Origin of the sequence: Luteimonas sp. YGD11-2, from assembly GCF_004118975.1 — a bacterium.
GTDB classification, from domain to species: Bacteria; Pseudomonadota; Gammaproteobacteria; order Xanthomonadales; family Xanthomonadaceae; genus Luteimonas; species Luteimonas muca.
Genome location: NZ_CP035376.1, coordinates 2324277 through 2345291 on the forward strand (window position 1 = coordinate 2324277; position 21015 = coordinate 2345291).

Below are 21015 nucleotides of genomic sequence, written 5' to 3' on the forward strand. Positions count from 1 at the left end.
GCCTGGCGTGCGCGGCGTGCGGGTTACACTGCGCGCCCCGCGGCATCGCACCTGCGCACAGCACGATGAGCCCAGCACAGACGCTCGCCCTGGCCGAAACGATGACCCCGCCGCTGGCCGACGGCGACATGCTGGCCGCGATCGACCTCGGGTCCAATAGCTACCACATGGTGGTGGCGCGCTACACGATGGGCCAGCTGCGCATCGTCGACCGCCTGCGCGAAACCGTGCGCATGGGCGAGGGCCTCGACGGCAAGGGCGGCCTGCGTGCGGAAGTCCGCCAGCGTGCGCTGGACTGCCTGTCGCGCTTCGGCGAGCGCATCCGTGACATCCCGCCGACCCGGGTGCGTGCGCTCGCCACCAACGCGGTGCGCAGGCTGGCCGCGCCGCACGCGTTCCTTGCTCCGGCGGAAGCCGCGCTCGGCCATGCGATCGAAGTGGTCTCCGGCCGCGAGGAAGCGCGCCTGATCTATCTGGGCGTGGCCCATGCACAACCGCCGAAGCCGGGTCACCGGCGGCTGGTGATCGACATCGGCGGCGGCTCGACGGAATTCATCATCGGCGAAGGCTTCGAGACCATCGAGCGCGAGAGCCTGCAGGTGGGCTGCATCTCCAGCACCCAGCGCTTCTTTCCGAACGGGCGGCTGTCGCGGCGCCGCTGGCGCGACGCGCTGACCGAGATCGAGGCGGAATTCCAGCAGTTCGCCAACGCCTACCGCGCACTGGGGTGGCACGAGGCGCTCGGCGCCTCCGGCACCAACAAGGCGATCGGTGAACTCTGCGCCGCCATGAAGCTGACCAAGGGCGCGGTGCTGGCCGAGGCGTTGCCGCCACTGCGCGACCGCCTGCTGCAGGCCACGCACATCGACCAGATCGACCTGCCCGGGCTGTCCGACGACCGCAGGCCGATCATCGCCGGCGGCCTGCTGGTGCTGGAGGCGGCGTTCAACAGCCTCGGGCTCACGCGCATGGCGGTGAGCAAGGCGGCGATGCGCGAGGGCGTGCTGTTCGACATGCTCGGTCGCGGTGGCGACGACGATCCGCGCGAGTTCTCGATCCGCAACATCATGCAGCGCTACGGCATCGACACCGCGCAGGCCACCCGCGTGGAACAGACCGCCGTGCGCCTGTTCGACCAAGTGGCGCGCGACTGGTCGCTGTCGGGCGACGACCTGCTGATGCTGGCCTGGGCCGCGCGCCTGCACGAACTCGGGCTCACCATCGCCCACAGCGGCTACCACGTGCACGGTGCGTACGTCATCGAGCACTCCGACATCGCCGGCTTCTCGCGCCAGGAGCAGCAGTTCCTCGCGGCGATGGTGCGCAGCCATCGGCGGAAGATCCCGCGCTCGGCATTCGACGCCCTGCCCGACCGCCTGCTGGGGTCGGCGCGCAGGCTGAGCCTGCTGCTGCGGGTGTCGGTGCTGCTGCACCGCGGCCACGAGAAGCACACGATCCCACGCCTGGACGCGCTCGTGTCCGGCGAGACGCTCACCCTCGTCCTCGACCGCGAATGGCTGGAGGCACGGCCGCTGCTGCGTGCCGATCTCGATGGCGAGGAAGGCGAGCTGCACGCGCTGGGACTGCGGTTGCGGGTGTCGACCGCCGGCTGACCAGCCGCGTCGCGGTGCTTGCTACCATCCGGGACGGTATCTCCTGGAGTCCGGCATGAAGCGTCTGTTCGTCCTGTCCGCCTGCCTGCTGTTGCTTGCCGCCTGCGGTGGCGGCCAGGTGCGTCGCATCTCCGAACCCACCGCCAGCATCCAGCAGCTCACCGTGGGCGAGGACGGCAACTGGTCGATCGAGCTGCGCCTGCAGAACTACAGCAGCATTCCCATGCGCTTCGAAGGGCTGAGGCTCGACCTCGCCATTGCCGGGACCGCCGCCGGCACGCTGGACGCCACCCCGGCGCTGCAGATCGGCGGCGAAAGTGTCGACATCAAGACGCTCGAGCTGGTGCCATCCGCGCAGGCGCGGCTGGCGATCGCCGATGCGCTGGCTGCCGGCCGCGGCGTGCCCTACGTGCTGGAAGGCACCATCACCGCCGCCCCGACCGACCGTGGCAGTGCCCGCGAGTACCGCGTGCGCCGTCCGGGGTCGCTGACCCCGGCACCCGGCCTTCCCGGCGTGCTGCGCTGACACCTGCCCCCTCTTTCCTGACGAGTCCTCCATGAGCCAGTACCAGCCGCCGCTGACCGACATCCGCTTCGCCCTCCACGACGTGCTCGGTGCCGAGCCATTGCTGGCGAGGCTGGGCTTCACCGACGCCACCCGCGACATCATCGATGCGGTGCTGGAGGAAGGCGCGCGCTTCACCGCCACGGTGCTGGCACCACTCAACCGCGTCGGCGACGAGATCGGCTGCAGCTACGACAAGGCCACCGGCGAGGTCGCCACCCCGCCGGGCTTCCGCGAGGCCTACGAGCAGTACGTCGAGGGCGGCTGGCCGGCGCTGACCGCGGATCCGGCCTACGGCGGCCAGGGCCTGCCGCAGCTGCTCGGCGTGCCGGTCAAGGAGATGATCGACGCCGCCAACCTCGCCTGGGGCAATTTCCCGCTGCTCTCGCACGGGGCCACCGAGGCGCTGCTGCACCACGGCGAGGACTGGCAGCGCGAGGTCTTCCTGAAGCCGCTGGTGGAAGGCCGCTGGACCGGCACGATGTGCCTGACCGAGGCCCATTGCGGCACCGATCTCGGGCTCATCCGCACCCGCGCGGTCCCGCGCGCGGACGGCAGCTACGGCATCAGCGGCACCAAGATCTTCATCACCGCCGGCGAGCACGACATGACCGGGAACATCGTGCATCTCGTGCTGGCCAAACTGCCGGACGCGCCGGCCGGAAGCCGGGGGATTTCGCTGTTCGTGGTGCCGAAGGTACGCGTGGCGCGCGACGGCACCCTGGGCGCACGCAACGCGGTGCGCTGCGGTGCCATCGAGCACAAGATGGGCATCCACGGCTCGGCCACCTGCGTGATCAACTTCGACGACGCCGAGGGCTATCTCGTTGGCGAACCGAACCGCGGGCTGATGGCAATGTTCACCATGATGAACACCGCGCGCCTCGCGGTTGGCCTGCAGGGCCTGGGGCTTTCCGACCGCGCCCTGCAGAACGCCAACCGCTACGCGCGCGAGCGCCTGCAGTCACGCGCGCCGGGCGGCGCACGCTACCCGGACAAGGCTGCCGACCCCATCGTGGTGCAGCCGGACGTGCGGCGCATGCTGCTGACCTGTCGCGCCCTGGTCGAAGGCGGCCGCCTGCTCGGCTACCACGCGGTCTCGCTGGTCGACGTCATGACCGGCGCGCAGGACGAGGCCGAGCGCAAGGAGGCCGCTGCACTGGTCGACTTCCTCACGCCCATCGTCAAGGGCTGCCTGACCGAGTGGGGCGTGGAGTGCACCTACCAGGCGCTGCAGTGCTTCGGCGGCCACGGCTATATCCGCGAGCACGGCATGGAGCAGCTGGCGCGCGATGCGCGCATCACCACCCTCTACGAGGGCACCACCGGCATCCAGGCGCTGGACCTGGCCGGCCGCAAGCTGCTGCAGCTCAAGGGCGAGGGGTTGCGCGCGTTTCTGGGCATGATCGAATCGTTCTGCCGCACGCATGGCGATGACCCGGCGCTGCAGGAATTCATCGCACCGCTGCGCCAGCACGCACGGGACTGGGCCGCGCTCAGCCAGGACATCGCCGCGCGCGCGCAGGCCAGTCCCGACGAGATCGGCGCTGCCAGCGTCGACTACCTGTTCTATTCGGGCTATGTCGCCCTGGCCTACTGGTGGGCACGCAGCGTCGCCGCGGCGGACGCCTCCACGCAGTCCCTGGACTTCAAGGCCGCCAAGCGGGAAACCGCGCGGTTCTACTTCGCGCGGATCCTGCCGCGCACGCTGGCCCACCGCGCCGCGATCGACGCCGGCGCCGCCACCCTGATGGCGCTGCCCGACGAGGCGTTCTGACCGGTCGCCGCCCGCACCCTGCATGCAGCGGGCGTGCGGGCGCGGCGGGAGCCAGCGCGGGCGTATCCAATCCGTCACCCATCGGGTATAAGCTGTTTTCCCGATGAGGGACGACAGAGCACCGCTCCGTTTGATCCACCCCGGCCAGCGGCCGGAGTCGTCCGCGTCACCTTCCGGGCTGCGCACCATGCCGTCCATCGCGCGACTGGACCGGGTCCGCCTGCTCTCGCTCGACGCCCACGGGCGCGTGCTCGACTGGATGAGCTGGCAGGACGCCGCCTGCCTGTATGCGCGCGACGCGGTGGCCTGGACCCTCGGCGACCCCTGCCTGCAGGTGCATGGCGGCATCAACCGCCGCAGCGGCGAACGCAGCGTGCTGGACCTGCATCCGATCATCGCCGCGCGCGGGCATGCGCGTACCAAGGCGCTCGATCCCACGCCCACCCTCACCAATACCGCGCTGTTCGCGCGCGACCAGCACCTGTGCCTGTACTGCGGCCAGGGCTTCACCCGTCCCGTGCTCACCCGCGACCACGTCAAGCCGCTGTCGCAGGGCGGACGCGATGTCTGGGAGAACGTGGTCAGCGCCTGCTTTCCCTGCAATTCCCGCAAGGGCGGCCGCACCCCCGCGCAGGCCGGCATGCCGCTGATCGCGGTGCCCTACCGGCCGAGCTGGATCGAGCACCTGATCCTGTCGAACCGCAACATCCTCGCCGACCAGATGGCGTTCCTGCGCAACCACCTACCGCGCAAGCACGCCCGCGACAGCTGACACCGCGCACGGCGCGGATGCCCGGCCCGCCGATGGCGGGCGTTCGTCCGGCCGCGAGCGTCCCCCGGACGCTCGCAAGCGGCCCGACTCACCCTCGCCGACCAGATGGCGTTCCTGCGCAACCACCTCCCACGCAAGCACGCCCGCGACAGCTGACACCGCGCACGGCGCGGATGCCCGGCCCGCCGATGGCGGGCGTCGTCCGGCCGCGAGCGTCCCCCGGACGCTCGCAAGCGGCCCGACTCACCCTCGCCGACCAGATGGCGTTCCTGCGCAACCACCTGCCGCGCAAGCACGCCCGCGACAGCTGACACCGCGTCCGGCCCGCCAATGGCGGCACGCGTTACACTCGCCGCCATTCGACAGGGGCGGACTTCCATGGCACTGACTGTTGGCCTCACCAGCATGGACAAGGCGACCGAAACCGCGTTGCGCGCGGCCTTCGACGCCGCCAACAGCGAGTTGCAGGGGCACTTCCGGCTGGTCGACGAGACCGCGGCCCACTACGTCGTCATCGACATGGACAGCATGTACGGCCCGATGGGCTGGCTGCGCCTGCACGCCGCCGGCAAGCAGGTCATCGGACTGACGTCGGCGCCACGCACGCAGGCGGATTTCCGCCTCGGCCGTCCATTCGACACGGTGGCGATGATCGGCATGCTGCGCGACGTCGCCGCGCACGCCGGCGTGGACCTGGCAGCGCTGGCCGAAACCGTGCCGACCGCGCCTGCGGCTGGCGATGCAGCGCCTGTCGCGCAGGCGCCGGGCGCGGCAGCGGCACCCGCGCCGCCGCTTGCCGGGACCGCCCCACCCGCACCCGCGCCCTCACCGGCGCCGACTCCCCCGCCGTCGCAGCCCGCCAATGATGCGGCGGATGCCGAGGGTCAGGGGCCTGCGTCCGCCCCCGTCGAAACCGCGACACCGGGCGTGCCCGCGCCCGAAGCCGCGGCAGCAACGGTGGTCGCCCGGCTGGAGCCCGCGGCGGAAACGCCGCGCGAGCGTGGCCTGTTCGACTGGCTGCTGGCCAACGAGCTGCGCGGGCGTCTGCGCCTGCAACGCGCCGGCAGCCCGGCGCTGTGGATCGATGCCGATGCGCAGACCTATATCGGCCCGGCCCAGCTCAAGCCGCTGGATGCCTGCTTTGCGGGGCCGCTCGAGCGCGACGACTTCGAAGCCGTCGATGAGGCCGCCTGGAACGCGGGCACCGCCGGCAGCGAGGCCCGCCCGCTGTCGCGGCTGACCTGGTATGGCGGCCTGCTGGCCGGACACGGCAGCCTGCTTCCGGGGTCGGAGCCCGACGCGCGCTACCAGTTGCTGAAGTGGCCGCAGACCGAACGCGAGTTCCCGCGGCATTTCCGCATCGCCACCGCGATGATGAAGGGCCCGGCGACGATCGCCGAGATCGCGGAGGCCAGCGGTACGCCGCTGTCGGAAGTGGCCGACTTCGTGAATGCCAACCTCGCCACCGGCTTCGCCGAGCCTTGGGTCGAACCGCAGCCCGAAGTGGCGCCCCCGCCGCGCCAGGGCCTGTTCAGCCGTTTCATCCGCAAGTAGCGCAGCGCGCGTCACCGGGTGCGGCTTCCTTGCCCCTCACTGCGGGGGGGAGGACAATGTCGCGATGACTGATCCAACGCGCTATCCGCGCCTGTCGCGCATCGATTCTCCCGCCGACCTGCGTCGTTTCGACGAGGCCGAGCTGCCCGCCATCGCCGACGAACTGCGCGCCTACCTGATCGAATCGGTGGGCCGCAGCGGCGGCCATTTCGGCGCCGGCCTGGGCGTGATCGAGCTGACCACCGCGCTGCATTATCTCTACGACACCCCCGACGACCGCATCGTCTGGGACGTCGGCCACCAGTGCTATCCGCACAAGATCCTGACCGGCCGCCGCGACAACATCCACACCGTCAAGCAGAAGGACGGCGTGGCGCCGTTCCCCAAGCGCGACGAGAGCGAGTACGACACTTTCGGCGTCGGCCATTCCAGCACCTCGATCTCCGCGGCACTGGGCATGGCGATCGCCAACGCGCGCGCCGGCAACGACCGCCGCGTGGTGGCCGTGATCGGCGACGGCGCGATGACCGCCGGCATGGCCTACGAGGCGCTCAACCACGCCGGCGGCATGGAGCCGGAGCCCGACCTGCTGGTGATCCTCAACGACAACCGGATGTCGATCTCCGAGAACGTCGGCGGGCTTACCCGCATGCTCGGCCGGCTGACCAGCAACAAGGCGCTCAACACGCTGCGCGAGGGCGGCAAGAAGCTGCTCGGCGACAAGAACAGCCCGCCGGCGAAGTTCGTACGCCGCTGGGAAGAGCACTGGAAGGGCATGTTCGTGCCGTCCACGCTGTTCGAGGAGATGGGTTTCCACTACACCGGGCCGATCGACGGCAACGATGTCGAGGAAGTCGTGGCCGCGCTGAAGACGCTCAAGGGCCTCAAGGGGCCGCAGCTGCTGCATGTCATCACCACCAAGGGCAAGGGTTACGAACTCGCGGAAGGCGACCAGATCGGTTACCACGCGGTGTCGCCGTTCGACCCCACCAAGGGCCTGGTGGCCAAGGGCGGCGCATCGAAGCCGACGTATACCGAGGTGTTCTCCGACTGGCTGTGCGATGCCGCGGCGGCGGAACCGAAGCTCATGGGCATCACCCCGGCAATGCGCGAAGGCTCCGGCCTGGTGCGTTTCAGCCGCGAGTACCCGGAGCGCTATTTCGACGTCGCCATCGCCGAGCAGCACGCGGTGACGCTGGCCGCGGGCATGGCGGTGGAAGGCGCGAAGCCGGTGGTGGCGATCTATTCCACCTTCCTGCAGCGCGGCTACGACCAGCTGGTGCACGACGTCGCCCTGCAGGAGCTCGACGTGCTGTTCGCGATCGACCGCGGCGGCGTGGTGGGCCCGGACGGCGCCACCCATGCCGGCAACCTCGACCTCAGCTTCCTGCGCTGCGTGCCGCACATGGTGGTGATGGCGCCGGCGGACGAACGCGAGTGCCGGCAGATGCTGACCACCGGGCTGCGCCACGAAGGGCCGGCCGCGGTGCGTTATCCGCGTGGCAGCGGCACCGGTGTTGCCGCAGGCAACGACCTCGACACCCTGCCGATCGGCAAGGCAGAACTGCGCCAGCGTGGCGCACGCATCGCCCTGCTCGCATTCGGCGCGCTGGTGCCGGCCGCCGAAGCGGTGGGCCGCGAACTCGGGCTCACCGTGGTCAACATGCGCTTCGTCAAACCGCTCGACCGCGAACTGCTGCTGTCACTCGCGCGCGACCACGAAGGCTTCGTGACCCTCGAGGACAACGTGGTCATGGGCGGCGCCGGTTCCGGCGTGGCGGAACGGTTCAATGCGGAAGGCATCGTCGTGCCCGTGCTGCATCTCGGCCTGCCGGATGCCTTCCAGCATCACGCCAGCCGCGAGCAGCTGCTTGCCGAGGCGGGCCTGGACGTGAGCGGTATCCGGGCCGCGGTGCTGCGCCGCTGGCCCGACCTCAGCGCCGAGCGCGCCGCTCCCGTGGCTGCCGTCGGCGGCTGACCGCTACCCGCCTGCGCATCGACGCGCAGGCGGGCCACGGATCTTCATTTTCGGGCGACGCCTGCGACCGTGACGATCGCGGCGCGGGAATATCCCAACCCGCGGGCTCAGATCTTGCGTTCGCGGGTCGGCCCGCTGGTGAGGCTGGGATCGTTGCCCTCCGCGCTGGGGTTGTTCTCGCGGCCGAAGTCGTCACCCTTCGACGCCTTGCGGTCATGGACGCCCTGCGCACAGTCGTGATTGAGGCTGGCGTCGGCTTCCGGGCGGGGGTCCGCGCGCTCGGGCGGAGCGTGCTTGTAGGGCGGGTTCCTGCCGACCCTGACGTCCGCGTCCTGTCCCGGCTCGCGGACGGCGCCCTCGCTTTCGCCGGACGGTGCCTGCAGCGGCGGGCTGCCGTCATCCGGGTCCTCCTGCGGCGGCGGCGGCACTTCTCGACCTGTTGGCATCACCATGACGGACTCCTGTAAGGACACCCGGCCATCCTCCCAGTCGCGCCGTGAAGCAGGCGCAAGCTGCAGGACCGGCGCGCAGGCCCCGCGCCGGGCTGCAGTCAGGGCGATTCGACGGTGTAGCCCTTCGCGGCCAGGCGCTCCAGCATTCCGCCTTCGCCCAGCAACTGGTGCATCGACAGCATGGTGAAGCTCACCTGGTGCTGTTCGATCGCCTGTTCGACGTTCTCCAGCCACGCCTGCTGCGCGCGTTCGGGAAGGTCGTCGAGCCCGAGCCGTTGCGCCAGCACGCTGCCGGTCAGGGCCTGCTGGCAGGCGCTGTAGTGATTCTCGTGCGGTAGCGCGGCCAGGCCCTCGATATCACCGACCGCCCACGCATTCGCACGTGCGCGCATGTTGTCGAGATCGGTCTCGATCCGCGCCATAGTGCCCTCGAAGCACTCGCGGTCGGCCAGGTCGCTGGTGTTGAGTTCCTGCAGGATGCCCTTCGGGTCCTCGACCGGCACGCGCACGACACTGTCGATCACCGGTACGTCCGCGGACTTGGCGGCGGCGGTCACCACCGGCCAGATCACTCCTGTCGTGCGCAGGCCCGAGCGGCGCAGCGCCGCCTCGTAGAGTTCCTGCGCGGCCAGCAACGGGCGCCGGCGCTCGACACCGCGGTCGCGGCCGATGTAGCGCGCCTTGAGCACCTCCCAGCGTGCGTAGAGGTCGGGCGACACGACCTCGCGCAACGGGCGCTTGCCGGGGTTGTTGCGGGCACGCAGCAGCGCGGGCACCAGCGTGATGCCGCGGAAGAAGCCCACGTCGGCGGTGCCCACTGACACCGTCGGCGGCCCGATCACCGCCTGCGAGCGTGCGATCACCGATTCGACCTCGGCCGATTCCCACTCCATCCGCCGCGGCAGCGGCGACACGGTGCCGAGAACGTAGAGGGTGTGGTCGCCACGCGAGACCTTCCACATGCCCGGACCAGGCTGCACGCCCGACACCACCAGCGTCTCCAGGTCGACGACCCGCTCCTCCCGCGCCTGCACGGATGCGGGTGCGACCTCGTCAGCCGCCGCGGCGGATCCCGCTGCCGGCGCCAGCATCAGCAATGCAGCGAGCGTCCCTGCGTGTGCAACGGCCATGCGTGCTCCATTCATGTGGGAATCGGAGAGCGTTCGAACGCGGGGCGGCCGGCAAGTTCCCGCGCCGCGGCAGGAATTGGCCGGACTTCGGCAATAGCGTGAGGTCGCGACAATGATCGACCGGAGCAGTCACGGCGGGGGCATGAAAAGATCACACGCCCGGAAACAGAAAAACCCCGGAATCCCGGGGTTTCTCTTGGGCCTGCCGCGCTGCCGCGGTGGCCGGATCTGGTCGGGGTAGCCGGATTCGAACCGACGACCACTTGTCCCCCAGACAAGTGCGCTACCAGGCTGCGCTATACCCCGATGGGTTCCGCCAGTGGCGGCCCGGCATTATAGCCACTTCGCCCGCGGCCGTCGCGCATCCGGTCACTGGATCGGCGATCCGGCTGCTCAGCGCTTGAGGACCTGCAGGATGTCCTCGAGCTCGGTGCGGACCTGGCGCACCACCTGGGTGGTCAGCGACGAGTCCTGCCGCGCGCCATCGCCTTCCAGGCGCAGGCGTGCGCCGCCGATCGTGTAGCCCTGCTCGTAGAGCAGCCCACGGATCTGGCGGACCATCAGCACGTCGTGGCGCTGGTAGTAGCGGCGGTTGCCGCGGCGCTTGACCGGGCTCAGGCCGGGGAATTCGGTCTCCCAGTAACGCAGCACATGCGGCTTGACGTCGCACAGCTCGCTGACCTCGCCGATCGTGAAGTAGCGCTTGGCGGGGATCGGCGGGAGTTCGCGGTTGCTGCCGGGATCAAGCATGGCGACCACCGTAGGCTTCCACGCGTTCCTTGAGCTTCTGGCCCGGGCGGAACGTGACCACCGTACGCGCGGAGATCGGGATCTCCTCGCCGGTCTTGGGATTGCGGCCGGGGCGCTCGTTCTTGCGACGCAGGTCGAAGTTGCCGAAACCGGACAGCTTCACCTGGCGCCCGCCCTGCAGGGCCTCGCGCAGGGCGTCGAAAAACGCGTCGACGAATTCCTTCGCCTCGCGCTTGTTCAGGCCGACTTCCTCGTAGAGGCGTTCGGCCATTTCTGCCTTGGTCAGTGCCATGCCGTGCCCCGGTCAACTGCGGATGCGTGCGCCGTGCGATGCAAGTGCGGCGGTCACGCGGGCCACCACGTCGTCGACGTCGCGGTCCGTCAGGGTGCGCGAGTTGTCCTGCAGAATCAAGCCGGTAGCCAGGCTCTTGAATCCGGTTTCGACGCCCTTGCCCTGGTAACGGTCGAACAGCCGCAGGTCGGCCAGCAACGGCCCGGCGGCCTCGCGGATCGCGGCCTCCAGCGTGCCCCAGGGCATGTCCTCCGCCACCAGCAACGCCAGGTCGCGGCGTACGGACGGAAAGCGCGTCAGCGTCGCCGCACGCGGCAGCGCACGCATGCGCAGGGGCTCGAGCTCGACTTCGAACGCCACCGCGCGGTGGTCCAGACCGAGTTCGCGCAACAGTGCAGGATGCAGTTCGCCGATCCAGCCGATGCGTTCGCCGTCGCGGTAGACGTCGGCCGAGCGCCCGGGGTGGCCGAAGGGCGCCTGCGACGGGCGGAATTCCAGTTCCGCGCGCGCGAGCAGCGCCAGGCTCTCGAGATCGCCCTTGAGGTCGTGGAAGTCGACGTCGCGCGCCGGCGCGCCCCACTGCTCGACGCCCGCCGGGCCGATGGCGACCGCCGCCACACGCGGGGTTTCCCGCGGCGCATCGCCGGTGGCCGCGGCGTGGTAGCTGCGCCCGAGTTCGAACAGGCGCACGCGCGGCTGCTGGCGCGCGGCATTGCGCGCAAGTGCGTCGACCAGCCCGGGCAGCAGCGAGGTGCGCATCACGCCCAGTTCGGCGCTGAGGGGATTGGCCAGCGGCACCGCACCGGCATCGAGCTGCCAGGCCTGCAGCAGGGCGGCATCCACGAACGCGTAGTTGATGGCTTCCAGCCAGTCACGCGCGACCAGCTGGCGGCGCACCCCGGCATCGTCCAGCCGGCCCTCGCCCGGCGCGCACAGGCGGGTCGCGCCACCGGGAAGCGTGGTCGGCACGCGGTCATAGCCGTGGATGCGCGCGACTTCCTCGATGAGGTCTTCCTCGATGGCGAGGTCGAAGCGCCGCGGCGGCGGCGTCACCTGCCAGCCGTCCACGGTGTCGACCACCGCCAGGCCCAGCGCACCGAGGATGCGCACCACGTCGGCATCGTCGATCGAGAGGCCCAGCACGCGTTCAAGGCGCTGGCGGCGCAGGTGGATCGGCCGTGGCTGTGCCAGGTGCTCGGGCAGCTCCGCGGCAACCACCGGCCCCGGCGTGCCGCCGGCGTGGTCGAGGATCAGCCGGGTGGCGAGCTCGATCGCCTGCGCCGGCAGCTGCGGATCGACCCCGCGCTCGAAGCGGTGCGAGGCATCGGTATGCAGGCCCAGCCTGCGCGCGCGCCCGATGATCGCGGCCGGGGCGAAATGTGCCGACTCCAGGAACACGTTGCGGGTCGCATCGGTCACGCGAGTGTCGTGGCCGCCCATCACCCCGGCCAGCGCCACCGGGCGCCCGGCATCGGTGATCACCAGGAAGTGCGCATCCAGCGCCACGTCGCGCCCGTCGAGAAGGGCCAGCGTCTCGCCACCGCGGGCATGCCGCACGCCTACCGGGCCCTGCAGCAGGTCGCGGTCGAACGCGTGCATCGGCTGCCCCAGTTCGAGCATCACGTACTGGGTGACGTCGACCAGGAAGCTCAGCGGGCGGATCCCGCTGCGACGCAGCCGTTCAGCCATCCACACCGGCGTAGCCACGCCGGCTTCGACGCCCTCGATCACCCGGCCGAGATAGCGCGGTGCGTCGGCACCGGCGTCGAGCGCGACATCGAGCCGCGCATCGCCCGCCGCGGGCACCGGCGCGATCGTGTACGGGGTGACGCTGCTGCCGAACGCGGCGGCGACATCGAACGCGATGCCGCGCACGCTGAAGCAGTCGGCGCGGTTGGGGGTGAGCTTGAGCTCGAACGTCGCATCCGGCAGGCCAAGGTAGTCCGCAAGCGGCGTGCCGACCGGCGCATCGCCGGGCAGTTCCAGCAGGCCCGAGGCATCGCTGTCGAGCCCGAGTTCCTTTGCCGAGCACAGCATGCCGTTGGACTCGACGCCGCGCAGCGTCGCCGCCCTGATGGTGAGTTCGCCCACGCGGGCACCGACCATCGCCAGCGGTGCAACCAGTCCGGCACGCGCGTTGGGCGCGCCACAGACGATCTGCAACGGCGCACCGGTGCCGGCATCGACGCTGCACACCTGCAGGCGGTCGGCCTCGGGGTGTTTTTCGCAGGCGATGATGCGTGCGACGACGATGCCGTCGAGGCCTTCGCCCAGCACCGCGGTGTCCTCGACCTCGAGCCCGATGGCAGTCAGGGTGGCAGCGAGTTCCTCGCGGCTGGCGTCGGTGTGCACATGCTGGCGGAGCCAGTTCTCGGAAAATTTCATGCTGAAATTCCGTGGATCGTCATCAGGCGAACTGCCTGAGGAACCGGATGTCGTTGTCGAAGAACGCGCGCAGGTCGTCGACGCCGTAGCGCAGCATCGCGAAGCGCTCCACGCCCATGCCGAAGGCGAAGCCGGTGTAGCGCTCCGGGTCGATGCCGACGTTGCGCAGCACGCTCGGATGCACCATGCCGCAGCCCAGCACTTCCAGCCAGCGGGTCGAGCCGTCGGCCTGCTGCCAGGCGATGTCGACCTCCGCGGACGGCTCGGTGAACGGGAAATAGCTGGGACGGAAACGCATCTCGAAGTCGCGCTCGAAGAACGCACGCACGAACTCGGCCAGCGTGCCCTTGAGGTCGGCAAAGCTCGCGTGCTCGTCCACCAGCAGGCCCTCGCACTGGTGGAACATCGGCGTGTGGGTCTGGTCGGAATCGGAGCGGTACACCTTGCCGAGCGCGATCATCCGCAGCGGCGGCGCGTGGCCGGTCATGTAACGCACCTGCACGCCCGAGGTATGCGTGCGCAGCAGGCGCGGGATGCCGCCGCCGTCGGGAGACATGTAGAACGTGTCGTGCATGGCCCGCGCCGGATGGTGCGGCGGGAAGTTCAGTGCCTCGAAGTTGTGCCAGTCGTCCTCGATTTCCGGGCCGTCGGCGAGCTCGTAGCCGAGGCGGCCGAAGATGTCGGCGATGCGTTCCATCGTGCGGCTGACCGGATGCACCCCACCGAGCCCGGCATCGCGCCCGGGCAGGGTGATGTCGATGGTCTCGGTTGCCAGCCGCGCGTCCAGCACGGCGGCGTCCAACGCGGCCTTGCGCGCGGACAGCGCGGCGGTGATGGCATCGCGCGCGCGGTTGATGCCTGCGCCGGCGGCCTTGCGTTCCTCGGCGGGCAGCGCGCCCAGCGATTTCAGCTGCGCGGTCAGGCGCCCGCTCTTGCCGAGCAGCGCCACGCGCAGGGCTTCCAGCGCGTCGGGGGTCGTCGCCGACTCGATGTCGGCCAGCGCCTGCGCGGACAGGGTGTCGATGTCACTCATCGCGATGCCTCAAGGATATTCCGGGACCGCAAAAAGACATGGGGAAGGACTTGCGCCCTTCCCCATGCGTGAACCGCCGGTACCCGGCCGGCACCGCGCACTGCGCGGGCCGGTGGGACGGTTGTGTTACGCCGCCAGAGCGCCCTTCGCCTTCTCGGCCAGGGCCGCGAAGCCCGCCGCGTCGTGCACGGCGATATCCGCCAGCACCTTGCGGTCGAGGGTGATGCCGGCCTTCATCAGGCCGTTCATGAAGCGGCTGTAGCTCATGCCGTTGATGCGGGCCGCCGCGTTGATGCGGGTGATCCACAGCGAACGGAAATTACGCTTCTTCTGCTTGCGGTGGATGTAGGCGTACTGCTGCGCCTTGATGACCGCCTGCTTGGCAACGCGGAACACCTTGTGGCGTGCGTTGTAGTAGCCCTTGGCGAGCTTGAGAACCTTCTTGTGACGGCGGCGCGCCTGCACGCCACGTTTGACTCGTGCCATTGTTCAGCCCTCCTCAGAGATACGGCAGCATGCGGTCCAGACGGCCTGCATCCTCGGCGCGGACGTGATTCGTCTGCCGCAGGTTGCGCTTCCGCTTGGTCGCTTTCTTGGTGAGGATGTGGCTGCGGTTGGCATGACCCGCCTTGTACTTGCCGGAAGCGGTCTTCCGGAAGCGCTTGGCCGCCCCCCGATGGGTCTTGATCTTGATCTTGGACATTGCGAAGTCCCTTGTAGGATCTGTTTGCGACTGACACGGGCGGCGGCCGTCGAGGCCCGCGCTTTCCTTCCTGCCGATGCCGGTGGTTGAGCCATTGTCCCCTGGGGATCGTGGCCGGTCCTGAAAAACGGTAAAGCACCCGGGCGAGCCGGCCGGCCATTATGCAGGGCGCAGGGTGGCCGTGCAAACCCGGGCACTCCAACCCGGCACTGGCTGTTCTTCCGACCGGACCGCCACAGGAGCCTGAGACCAGCGCCGACCGCCCGTGCCCCTCGTTCCGCACCCCGGGGACTCTCCGGGGTCGGCGTGGCGTCCGTCAGCGGGACTGTCGGCGCCATGGATGGCGCCGACAAGCTTCCAGGGACGGATTCACGGCGTGTCCCGCTGACGGATGCCGCGCCGGACCACCCGGGTCGCCCACCCGCCTACCTTCCTCACGTATGCCCCCACGCCCCGAGGACTCCCGCCCGCTCCGCTGCAACCCCCATGGCGTTTGCCTGGGCCGCGGACTCCGCCCCAAGGATCGAACGACAAACGAAAAAGGCGCCTCGCGGCGCCTTTTCGACCACCACATCCGGGACGGCAACACCCGTCCCGAGCGCGGTTACTTCTTCTTCGGAGCAATCATCATCACCATCTGCCGCCCTTCCAGGCGGGGGCGCGACTCGATGACGATGTCCTCGCCGAGATCGGCCTCGATGCGGGCGGCCATCTGCCGGCCCAGCTCCTGGTGACTCATCTCGCGACCACGGAAGCGGATGTTGACCTTGATCTTGTCGCCTTCCTCGATGAAGCCGCGCATCTTCCGCAGCTTGATCTGGTAGTCGCCCTCGTCCGTGACCGGACGGAACTTCACTTCCTTGATCTCGACCTGCTTCGACTTCTTCTTGGCTTCGTTCGCGCGCTTCTGGAGGTCGAACTTGAACTTGCCGAAATCCATGATCTTGCAGACCGGCGGGTCGGCATTCGGCTGGATCTCGACGAGATCGAGACCTTCTTCTTCGGCCATCTGCAGGGCTTCGTCCCGCGAGAGGACGCCGATCATCTCGCCGTCGGAGCCGATCACGCGCACGCGCGGGACACGGATCTCCTGGTTCCTGCGATTCTGCTTTTCCGGGGTGCTGATATTGCAATCTCCAAAGGATTTGAAAGTCCGGCCCTCGACGGCGGGGCGCTGCGGGAAGGATCCGCACGCCCCGGCGGCTCGTCAGCCACCGGGCCCGCGGGCATGCCGGACCGTCCGGCGCACCCTGCGTTCAGCCATCATGCTACTGCGCGTTGCCCGCAGCCAGACGTGAAGCGAAGTCGGCGACCGGCATGCTGCCCAGGTCCTCCCCCGCGAGCGTCCGGACCGCGACCGCTCCGTTCTCCTTCTCGCGGTCCCCCACTACGAGCAGGTACGGCACGCGCTGCAGCGTGTGCTCGCGAATCTTACGGCCGATTTTCTCGTTCCGCAAATCCGCCTCGACCCGGAAGCCTTGATTGGCAAGGGTTTTCCGCACCTCGGCCACATAGTCCGCCTGGGCATCGGTGATGTTCATTACCACCGCCTGCACCGGCGCCAGCCAGGCCGGGAACTGGCCGGCGTGGTGCTCGATCAGGATGCCGATGAAACGCTCCATCGAGCCGACGATCGCGCGGTGCAGCATGACCGGATGGCGGCGCTGGCTGTTCTCGTCGACGTACTCGGCATCGAGCCGCTGCGGCATCATGAAATCCACCTGCATCGTCCCGAGCTGCCAGGTGCGGCCGATGGCGTCGCGCAGGTGGTATTCGATCTTCGGGCCGTAGAACGCGCCCTCGCCCGGCAGCTCCTGCCATTCCACCCCGGACGCGCGCAGTGCCGAGCGCAGCGCCTCTTCGGCCTTGTCCCAGGTGACGTCATCGCCCAGGCGCGATTCCGGGCGCAGGGCGATCTTGATCTGGATGTCCTCGAAGCCGAAATCCGCGTAGACCTTGAGCGCCTGGGCGTGGAAGTCCCGCACCTCGCCTTCCACCTGCGCCTCGGTGCAGAACACGTGGCCGTCGTCCTGGGTGAAGCCGCGCACGCGCAGTATCCCGTGCAGGGCGCCCGAGGGCTCATTGCGGTGGCAGCTGCCGAACTCGCCGTAGCGGATCGGCAGGTCGCGATAGCTGTGCAGGCCCTGGTTGAAGACCTGCACGTGGCCCGGGCAGTTCATGGGCTTCAGCGCGTAGGTCCGCTTCTCGGACTCGGTGAAGAACATGTTCTCCTTGTAGTTGTCCCAGTGGCCGGACTTCTGCCACAGGCTGACGTCGAGGATCTGCGGGCAGCGCACTTCGCCATAGCCGCTGTCGCGGTAGACGCGACGCATGTACTGCTCGACCACCTGCCACAGCGCCCAGCCCTTCGGATGCCAGAACACCAGGCCCGGGGCTTCTTCCTGCAGGTGGAACAGCTGCTGCGCCTTGCCGATGCGGCGGTGGTCGCGCTTCTCGGCTTCCTCGATCCGCTGGATGTACGCCTTGAGCTGCTTCTCGTCGGCCCAGGCGGTGCCGTAGATGCGCTGCAACTGCTCGTTGGCGGCGTCGCCGCGCCAGTACGCGCCGGAGATGCGCAGCAGCTTGAACGCCTTCAGGAAACGCGTGTTCGGCACGTGCGGGCCGCGGCACATGTCGACGTATTCCTGGTGGTGGTACAGCCCCATCGCGGTGATGTCGGCGGGCATGTCGTCGATCAGCCGCAGCTTGTAGTCCTCGCCGCGCGCGCGGAACTCCTCGACTACCTCGTCGCGCGGGGTCATCTTCTTGACCACGTCGTAGTCGAGCGCGATGAGCTCGCGCATGCGCTGCTCGATCGCCTCCATGTCTTCGGGCGTGAACGGGCGCTCGCGCCAGATGTCGTAATAGAAGCCGTCGTCGATGACCGGGCCGATCACCATCTTGGCGTCGGGATACAGCTGCTTGACGGCGTGCCCGACCAGGTGTGCGCAGGAGTGGCGGATGATCTCGACGCCTTCCGGATCCTTAGGCGTCAGGATCTGCAGGGTGGCATCGTGCTCGATGAGGTCGCACGCATCCACCTGGCGGCCATCGACCTTGCCGGCCACGGTGGCCTTGGCCAGGCCCGGGCCGATCGACTGCGCGACCTGCATGACGGTGACGGGGGCATCGAACTCGCGGCGGCTGCCGTCGGGAAGGGTGATGGTGATCATGGGAAGCCGGGATTCGTCTGGGGGATCGGAGTGGAACTGCGGTGCCTGCACGTCGAGCCAGGGCCTGGGCATAAAAAAAGCGCCACGAGGGCGCCGACGGACGGAACCCCGGGTGCTCTAGCGTCGGCAGCGGGTAGTGCCCATGTCGCACGCTCGGCCGGCGTTTCCGCGGGCCACCCTGGTCGGTGAGGTGACTGGAGCGCGATTCTAGCAGCGTTGCACGGCCCCGACAGCACGACGCCCGCGCGGGGCGGGCGTCGGCAGTGGCACATGGTCAGCTCTTGTAGCTGAGCTTGCGATTGATCGCCAATGCCGCGGCGGTGGCCACCGCGCCCGACAGCAGGTAGGCGCCCAGCCACGCCAGCCCGAAGTTCGCGCACAGCCACAACGCCACCAGCGGAGCAAAGGCCGCGCCGATCAGCCAGGCGACGTCCGAGGTCAGCGCCGCGCCGGTGTAGCGGTAGCGGCGGCCGAAGTTCGCGGTCACCGCACCTGCGGCCTGGCCGTAGGACAGGCCCAGCAGCACGAAGCCGATCAGCACGAACGCGGCCTGGCCGACTTCACCACTGGCGAGGATGGTCGGTGCGAAACCGCTGAACATCGCGATCGCAAGCGCCAGGCCGCCGAGCGTGCGTGCGCGGCCGACGCGGTCGGCGATGAAACCGGAAGCGACGATGGCACCCGCGCACAGGAAGGCCCCGACGATCTGGATCACCAGGAACGCCGGAATCGACTGGTCGGAGTACAGCAGGATCCACGACAGCGGGAAGATGGTGACGATGTGGAACAGCGCGTAGCTGCACAGCGCGGCGAACGCGCCGATGAACACGTGCCGGCCCTTGGCCTGGAACAGCTCACGCACAGGGGTCGGCTCGAGTTCAAGCTCGTCCATCTTGTTGCGGTACTCGTCGGCCACCGCCAGCCGCAGGCGCGCGAACAGCGCGACCACGTTGATCGCGAAGGCGACGAAGAACGGATAGCGCCAGCCCCAGGCCAGCAGATCGTCCATGCTCAGACTAGCATAGAGGAACGCGAACACACCCGCGGCGACGATGAAGCCCAGGGGGGCGCCGAGCTGGCCGAGCATCGCGTACCAGCCGCGGCGCTCCTTCGGCGCGTTGAGGGCCAGCAGCGACGGCAGGCCGTCCCAGGAACCACCCAGCGCCACGCCCTGCAGGCTGCGGAAAAGCGCCAGCAACGCGATCGACACCACCCCGAGGCTGCCGTACGTGGGCAGGAACGCGATGCCCGCCGTGGCGGTGCCGAGCAGGAACAGCGAGCTGGTGAGCTTGATGCCCAGGCCCCAGCGCGTCTGCACCTTCATGAACAGTATCGTGCCGAACGGACGCGCGACGAACGCCAACGCGAACACCGCGAACGCCGCGAGCGTGCCCTCCAGGCGATCGAGGAACGGAAAGAAGATCGCCGGGAAGATCAGCGCGGAGGCGATGCCGTAGACGAAGAAGTCGAAGTACTCCGACGCGCGCCCGATCACCACGCCGACGGCGATCTCGCCGGGCGCGATATCGTGGCTGGCCTTGGTGCCATGGTCGTGATCGGACAGGGTGGCATCGGGATGCATGGACATCGACGTTCGACTCGCGGATACGGAACGGAAGGCGCGGGGAGCGTGGCGATGCGGTCCCGCCAGCATCGGCAAGTTTCGCAGCCTTGCCGGCGCGACGCGATGGGACAAAACGTCCAATCGCCGCCGCACGTCGGCGGCACTAGAGTTGCCGGCTCGTGTCACCCGGCCGCAGAACCCATGACCCGTTCCCGATCCATCCTGCGCATTGCAGCCGCCCTCGGGCTCGCCGCACTGCTCTCAGGCTGCAATTCCCTCCTGTTGCTCTCGCCGCCCGGCGACATCGCTGCCCAGCAGGGCAACCTGATCGTCGTGGCCACGGTGCTGATGCTCATCGTCATCGTGCCGGTGATCGTCCTGACCCTGCTGTTCGCGTGGAAGTACCGCGCATCCAACCGCAAGGCCAAGTACACCCCGGACTGGGACCACTCCACCCAGCTGGAGCTGGTGATCTGGGGCGTGCCGCTGCTGATCATCATCGCGCTCGGTGCGATCACCTGGATCAGCACCCACCTGCTGGACCCGTACCGTCCGCTCGAACGCCTGGATGCCAACCGTGCGGTGCCGGAGGACGTCGAGCCGCTCGAGGTGCAGGTGGTGGCGATGGACTGGAAGTGGTTGTTCATCTACCCCGAGTACGGCGTGGCCGTGGTCAACGAGGCCGCGGCGCCGGTGGACCGCCCGATCCGCTTCAGCATCACCTCGTCGTCGGTCATGAACGCGTTCTACGTCCCTGCGCTGGCCGGAATGATCTACGGCATGCCGGGCATGCAGAGCACCCTGCATGCGGTGATGAACGAGCCGGGCGACTACGCCGGCTTCTCGTCCAATTACAGCGGCGCCGGTTTCTCGCACATGCGCTTCCGCTTCCACGGCATGTCCGACGCGGACTTCGACGGCTGGATCGCCGGTGCACGCGAAAGCGGCAAGGCGCTTACGCGCGCCGAATACCTCGCGCTTGAGGAACCCAGCCAGCGGGAGCCGGTGCGCTACTACGCCAACGTCGACGACGGCATGTTCGACATGATCGTCAACCGCTGCGTCGACATCGACCGCCTGTGCATGGACCAGATGATGGCGCTTGATTCCGCCGGCGGAATGGGCCTGCGCGGCCTCGACGCGCTGGCCATCCCGCGCCAGGGCGATGTAAGGAACGGCCCCTACATCTCGGCCGGCGTATGCACCGTCGAGACCGTCGCCCCGCTGCTGTCGTCCGTCGTCGGTGGCCTGCAGGCGCCCTGACGCCTGCCCGT

The 21015-nt window shown here is 69.1% G+C and carries 18 protein-coding genes and 1 tRNA gene; 7 read left to right on the top strand and 12 right to left on the bottom strand.

The genetic code is table 11. From position 1 onward, the window contains the following. Positions 1-101 precede the first annotated feature (101 nt). The 6 genes from ppx (at position 102) to dxs (ending at position 8259) form a co-directional block, all read left to right on the top strand. Positions 102-1613 (top strand): exopolyphosphatase, encoded by a 1512-nt coding sequence (gene ppx, locus ERL55_RS10675; RefSeq protein ID WP_129137316.1) that lies wholly within the window; start codon positions 102-104, stop codon positions 1611-1613. Between the two features lie 55 nt (positions 1614-1668). Further along, a complete protein-coding gene (locus tag ERL55_RS10680; protein ID WP_129136407.1) occupies positions 1669-2139 on the top strand; it encodes an LEA type 2 family protein in 471 nt (156 codons plus the stop codon). Between the two features lie 31 nt (positions 2140-2170). Continuing rightward, a complete protein-coding gene (locus ERL55_RS10685) occupies positions 2171-3955 on the top strand; it encodes an acyl-CoA dehydrogenase C-terminal domain-containing protein (RefSeq protein ID WP_129136408.1) in 1785 nt (594 codons plus the stop codon). A gap of 187 nt (positions 3956-4142) precedes the next feature. Then, a complete protein-coding gene (locus ERL55_RS10690) occupies positions 4143-4727 on the top strand; it encodes an HNH endonuclease (protein ID WP_129136409.1) in 585 nt (194 codons plus the stop codon). A 378-nt stretch (positions 4728-5105) separates the two neighbouring features. Beyond that, complete coding sequence (locus ERL55_RS10695) at positions 5106-6281, top strand: hypothetical protein (protein ID WP_129136410.1); 1176 nt, start codon at positions 5106-5108, stop codon at positions 6279-6281. 64 nt (positions 6282-6345) lie between these two features. Next, entirely contained in the window at positions 6346-8259 is a 1914-nt protein-coding gene (gene dxs, locus ERL55_RS10700) for a 1-deoxy-D-xylulose-5-phosphate synthase (protein WP_129136411.1), read from the top strand. A 107-nt stretch (positions 8260-8366) separates the two neighbouring features. Here the strand turns inward: dxs and ERL55_RS10705 are convergent, their stop codons facing one another. From ERL55_RS10705 to ERL55_RS10760, 12 genes are all read right to left on the bottom strand, one after another. After that, a complete protein-coding gene (locus ERL55_RS10705) occupies positions 8367-8711 on the bottom strand; it encodes a hypothetical protein (RefSeq protein ID WP_129136412.1) in 345 nt (114 codons plus the stop codon). Between the two features lie 98 nt (positions 8712-8809). Then, on the bottom strand, positions 8810-9841 hold the full coding sequence (locus ERL55_RS10710; RefSeq protein WP_164972181.1) for a TraB/GumN family protein: 1032 nt from the start codon (positions 9839-9841) through the stop codon (positions 8810-8812). A 229-nt stretch (positions 9842-10070) separates the two neighbouring features. Next, a tRNA-Pro gene (locus ERL55_RS10715) sits at positions 10071-10147 on the bottom strand. A gap of 87 nt (positions 10148-10234) precedes the next feature. Then, positions 10235-10591, bottom strand: coding sequence for a MerR family transcriptional regulator (locus ERL55_RS10720; protein WP_129136414.1), 357 nt, complete (start codon positions 10589-10591; stop codon positions 10235-10237). Continuing rightward, positions 10584-10883 (bottom strand): integration host factor subunit alpha, encoded by a 300-nt coding sequence (locus ERL55_RS10725; RefSeq protein ID WP_058835239.1) that lies wholly within the window; start codon positions 10881-10883, stop codon positions 10584-10586. Before ERL55_RS10725 ends, ERL55_RS10720 begins: the two co-directional genes overlap by 8 nt. A gap of 12 nt (positions 10884-10895) precedes the next feature. After that, positions 10896-13268 (bottom strand): phenylalanine--tRNA ligase subunit beta, encoded by a 2373-nt coding sequence (pheT, locus tag ERL55_RS10730; RefSeq protein ID WP_129136415.1) that lies wholly within the window; start codon positions 13266-13268, stop codon positions 10896-10898. A 22-nt stretch (positions 13269-13290) separates the two neighbouring features. Further along, positions 13291-14301 carry a phenylalanine--tRNA ligase subunit alpha gene (gene pheS, locus ERL55_RS10735; protein ID WP_129136416.1) on the bottom strand — a complete coding sequence of 337 codons (1011 nt, stop codon included), beginning with the start codon at positions 14299-14301 and terminating at the stop codon, positions 13291-13293. A gap of 126 nt (positions 14302-14427) precedes the next feature. After that, positions 14428-14787 (bottom strand): 50S ribosomal protein L20, encoded by a 360-nt coding sequence (rplT, locus tag ERL55_RS10740; protein WP_129136417.1) that lies wholly within the window; start codon positions 14785-14787, stop codon positions 14428-14430. A 13-nt stretch (positions 14788-14800) separates the two neighbouring features. Continuing rightward, positions 14801-15004 carry a 50S ribosomal protein L35 gene (gene rpmI / locus ERL55_RS10745; protein ID WP_100322122.1) on the bottom strand — a complete coding sequence of 68 codons (204 nt, stop codon included), beginning with the start codon at positions 15002-15004 and terminating at the stop codon, positions 14801-14803. Between the two features lie 604 nt (positions 15005-15608). Then, complete coding sequence (gene infC / locus ERL55_RS10750; protein WP_129136418.1) at positions 15609-16130, bottom strand: translation initiation factor IF-3; 522 nt, start codon at positions 16128-16130, stop codon at positions 15609-15611. A gap of 142 nt (positions 16131-16272) precedes the next feature. Then, the gene (thrS, locus tag ERL55_RS10755) at positions 16273-18177 is read right to left on the bottom strand and encodes a threonine--tRNA ligase (protein WP_129136419.1); all 1905 of its coding nucleotides are present in this window, start codon (positions 18175-18177) and stop codon (positions 16273-16275) included. Between the two features lie 274 nt (positions 18178-18451). Further along, positions 18452-19765: an MFS transporter gene (locus ERL55_RS10760; protein WP_129136420.1), complete on the bottom strand. Its 1314-nt coding sequence runs from the start codon at positions 19763-19765 to the stop codon at positions 18452-18454. A gap of 177 nt (positions 19766-19942) precedes the next feature. Here ERL55_RS10760 and cyoA point away from each other — a divergent pair, with 177 nt between their 5' ends. Beyond that, positions 19943-21004 carry a ubiquinol oxidase subunit II gene (gene cyoA / locus ERL55_RS10765; protein ID WP_129136421.1) on the top strand — a complete coding sequence of 354 codons (1062 nt, stop codon included), beginning with the start codon at positions 19943-19945 and terminating at the stop codon, positions 21002-21004. Positions 21005-21015: the final 11 nt, after the last annotated feature.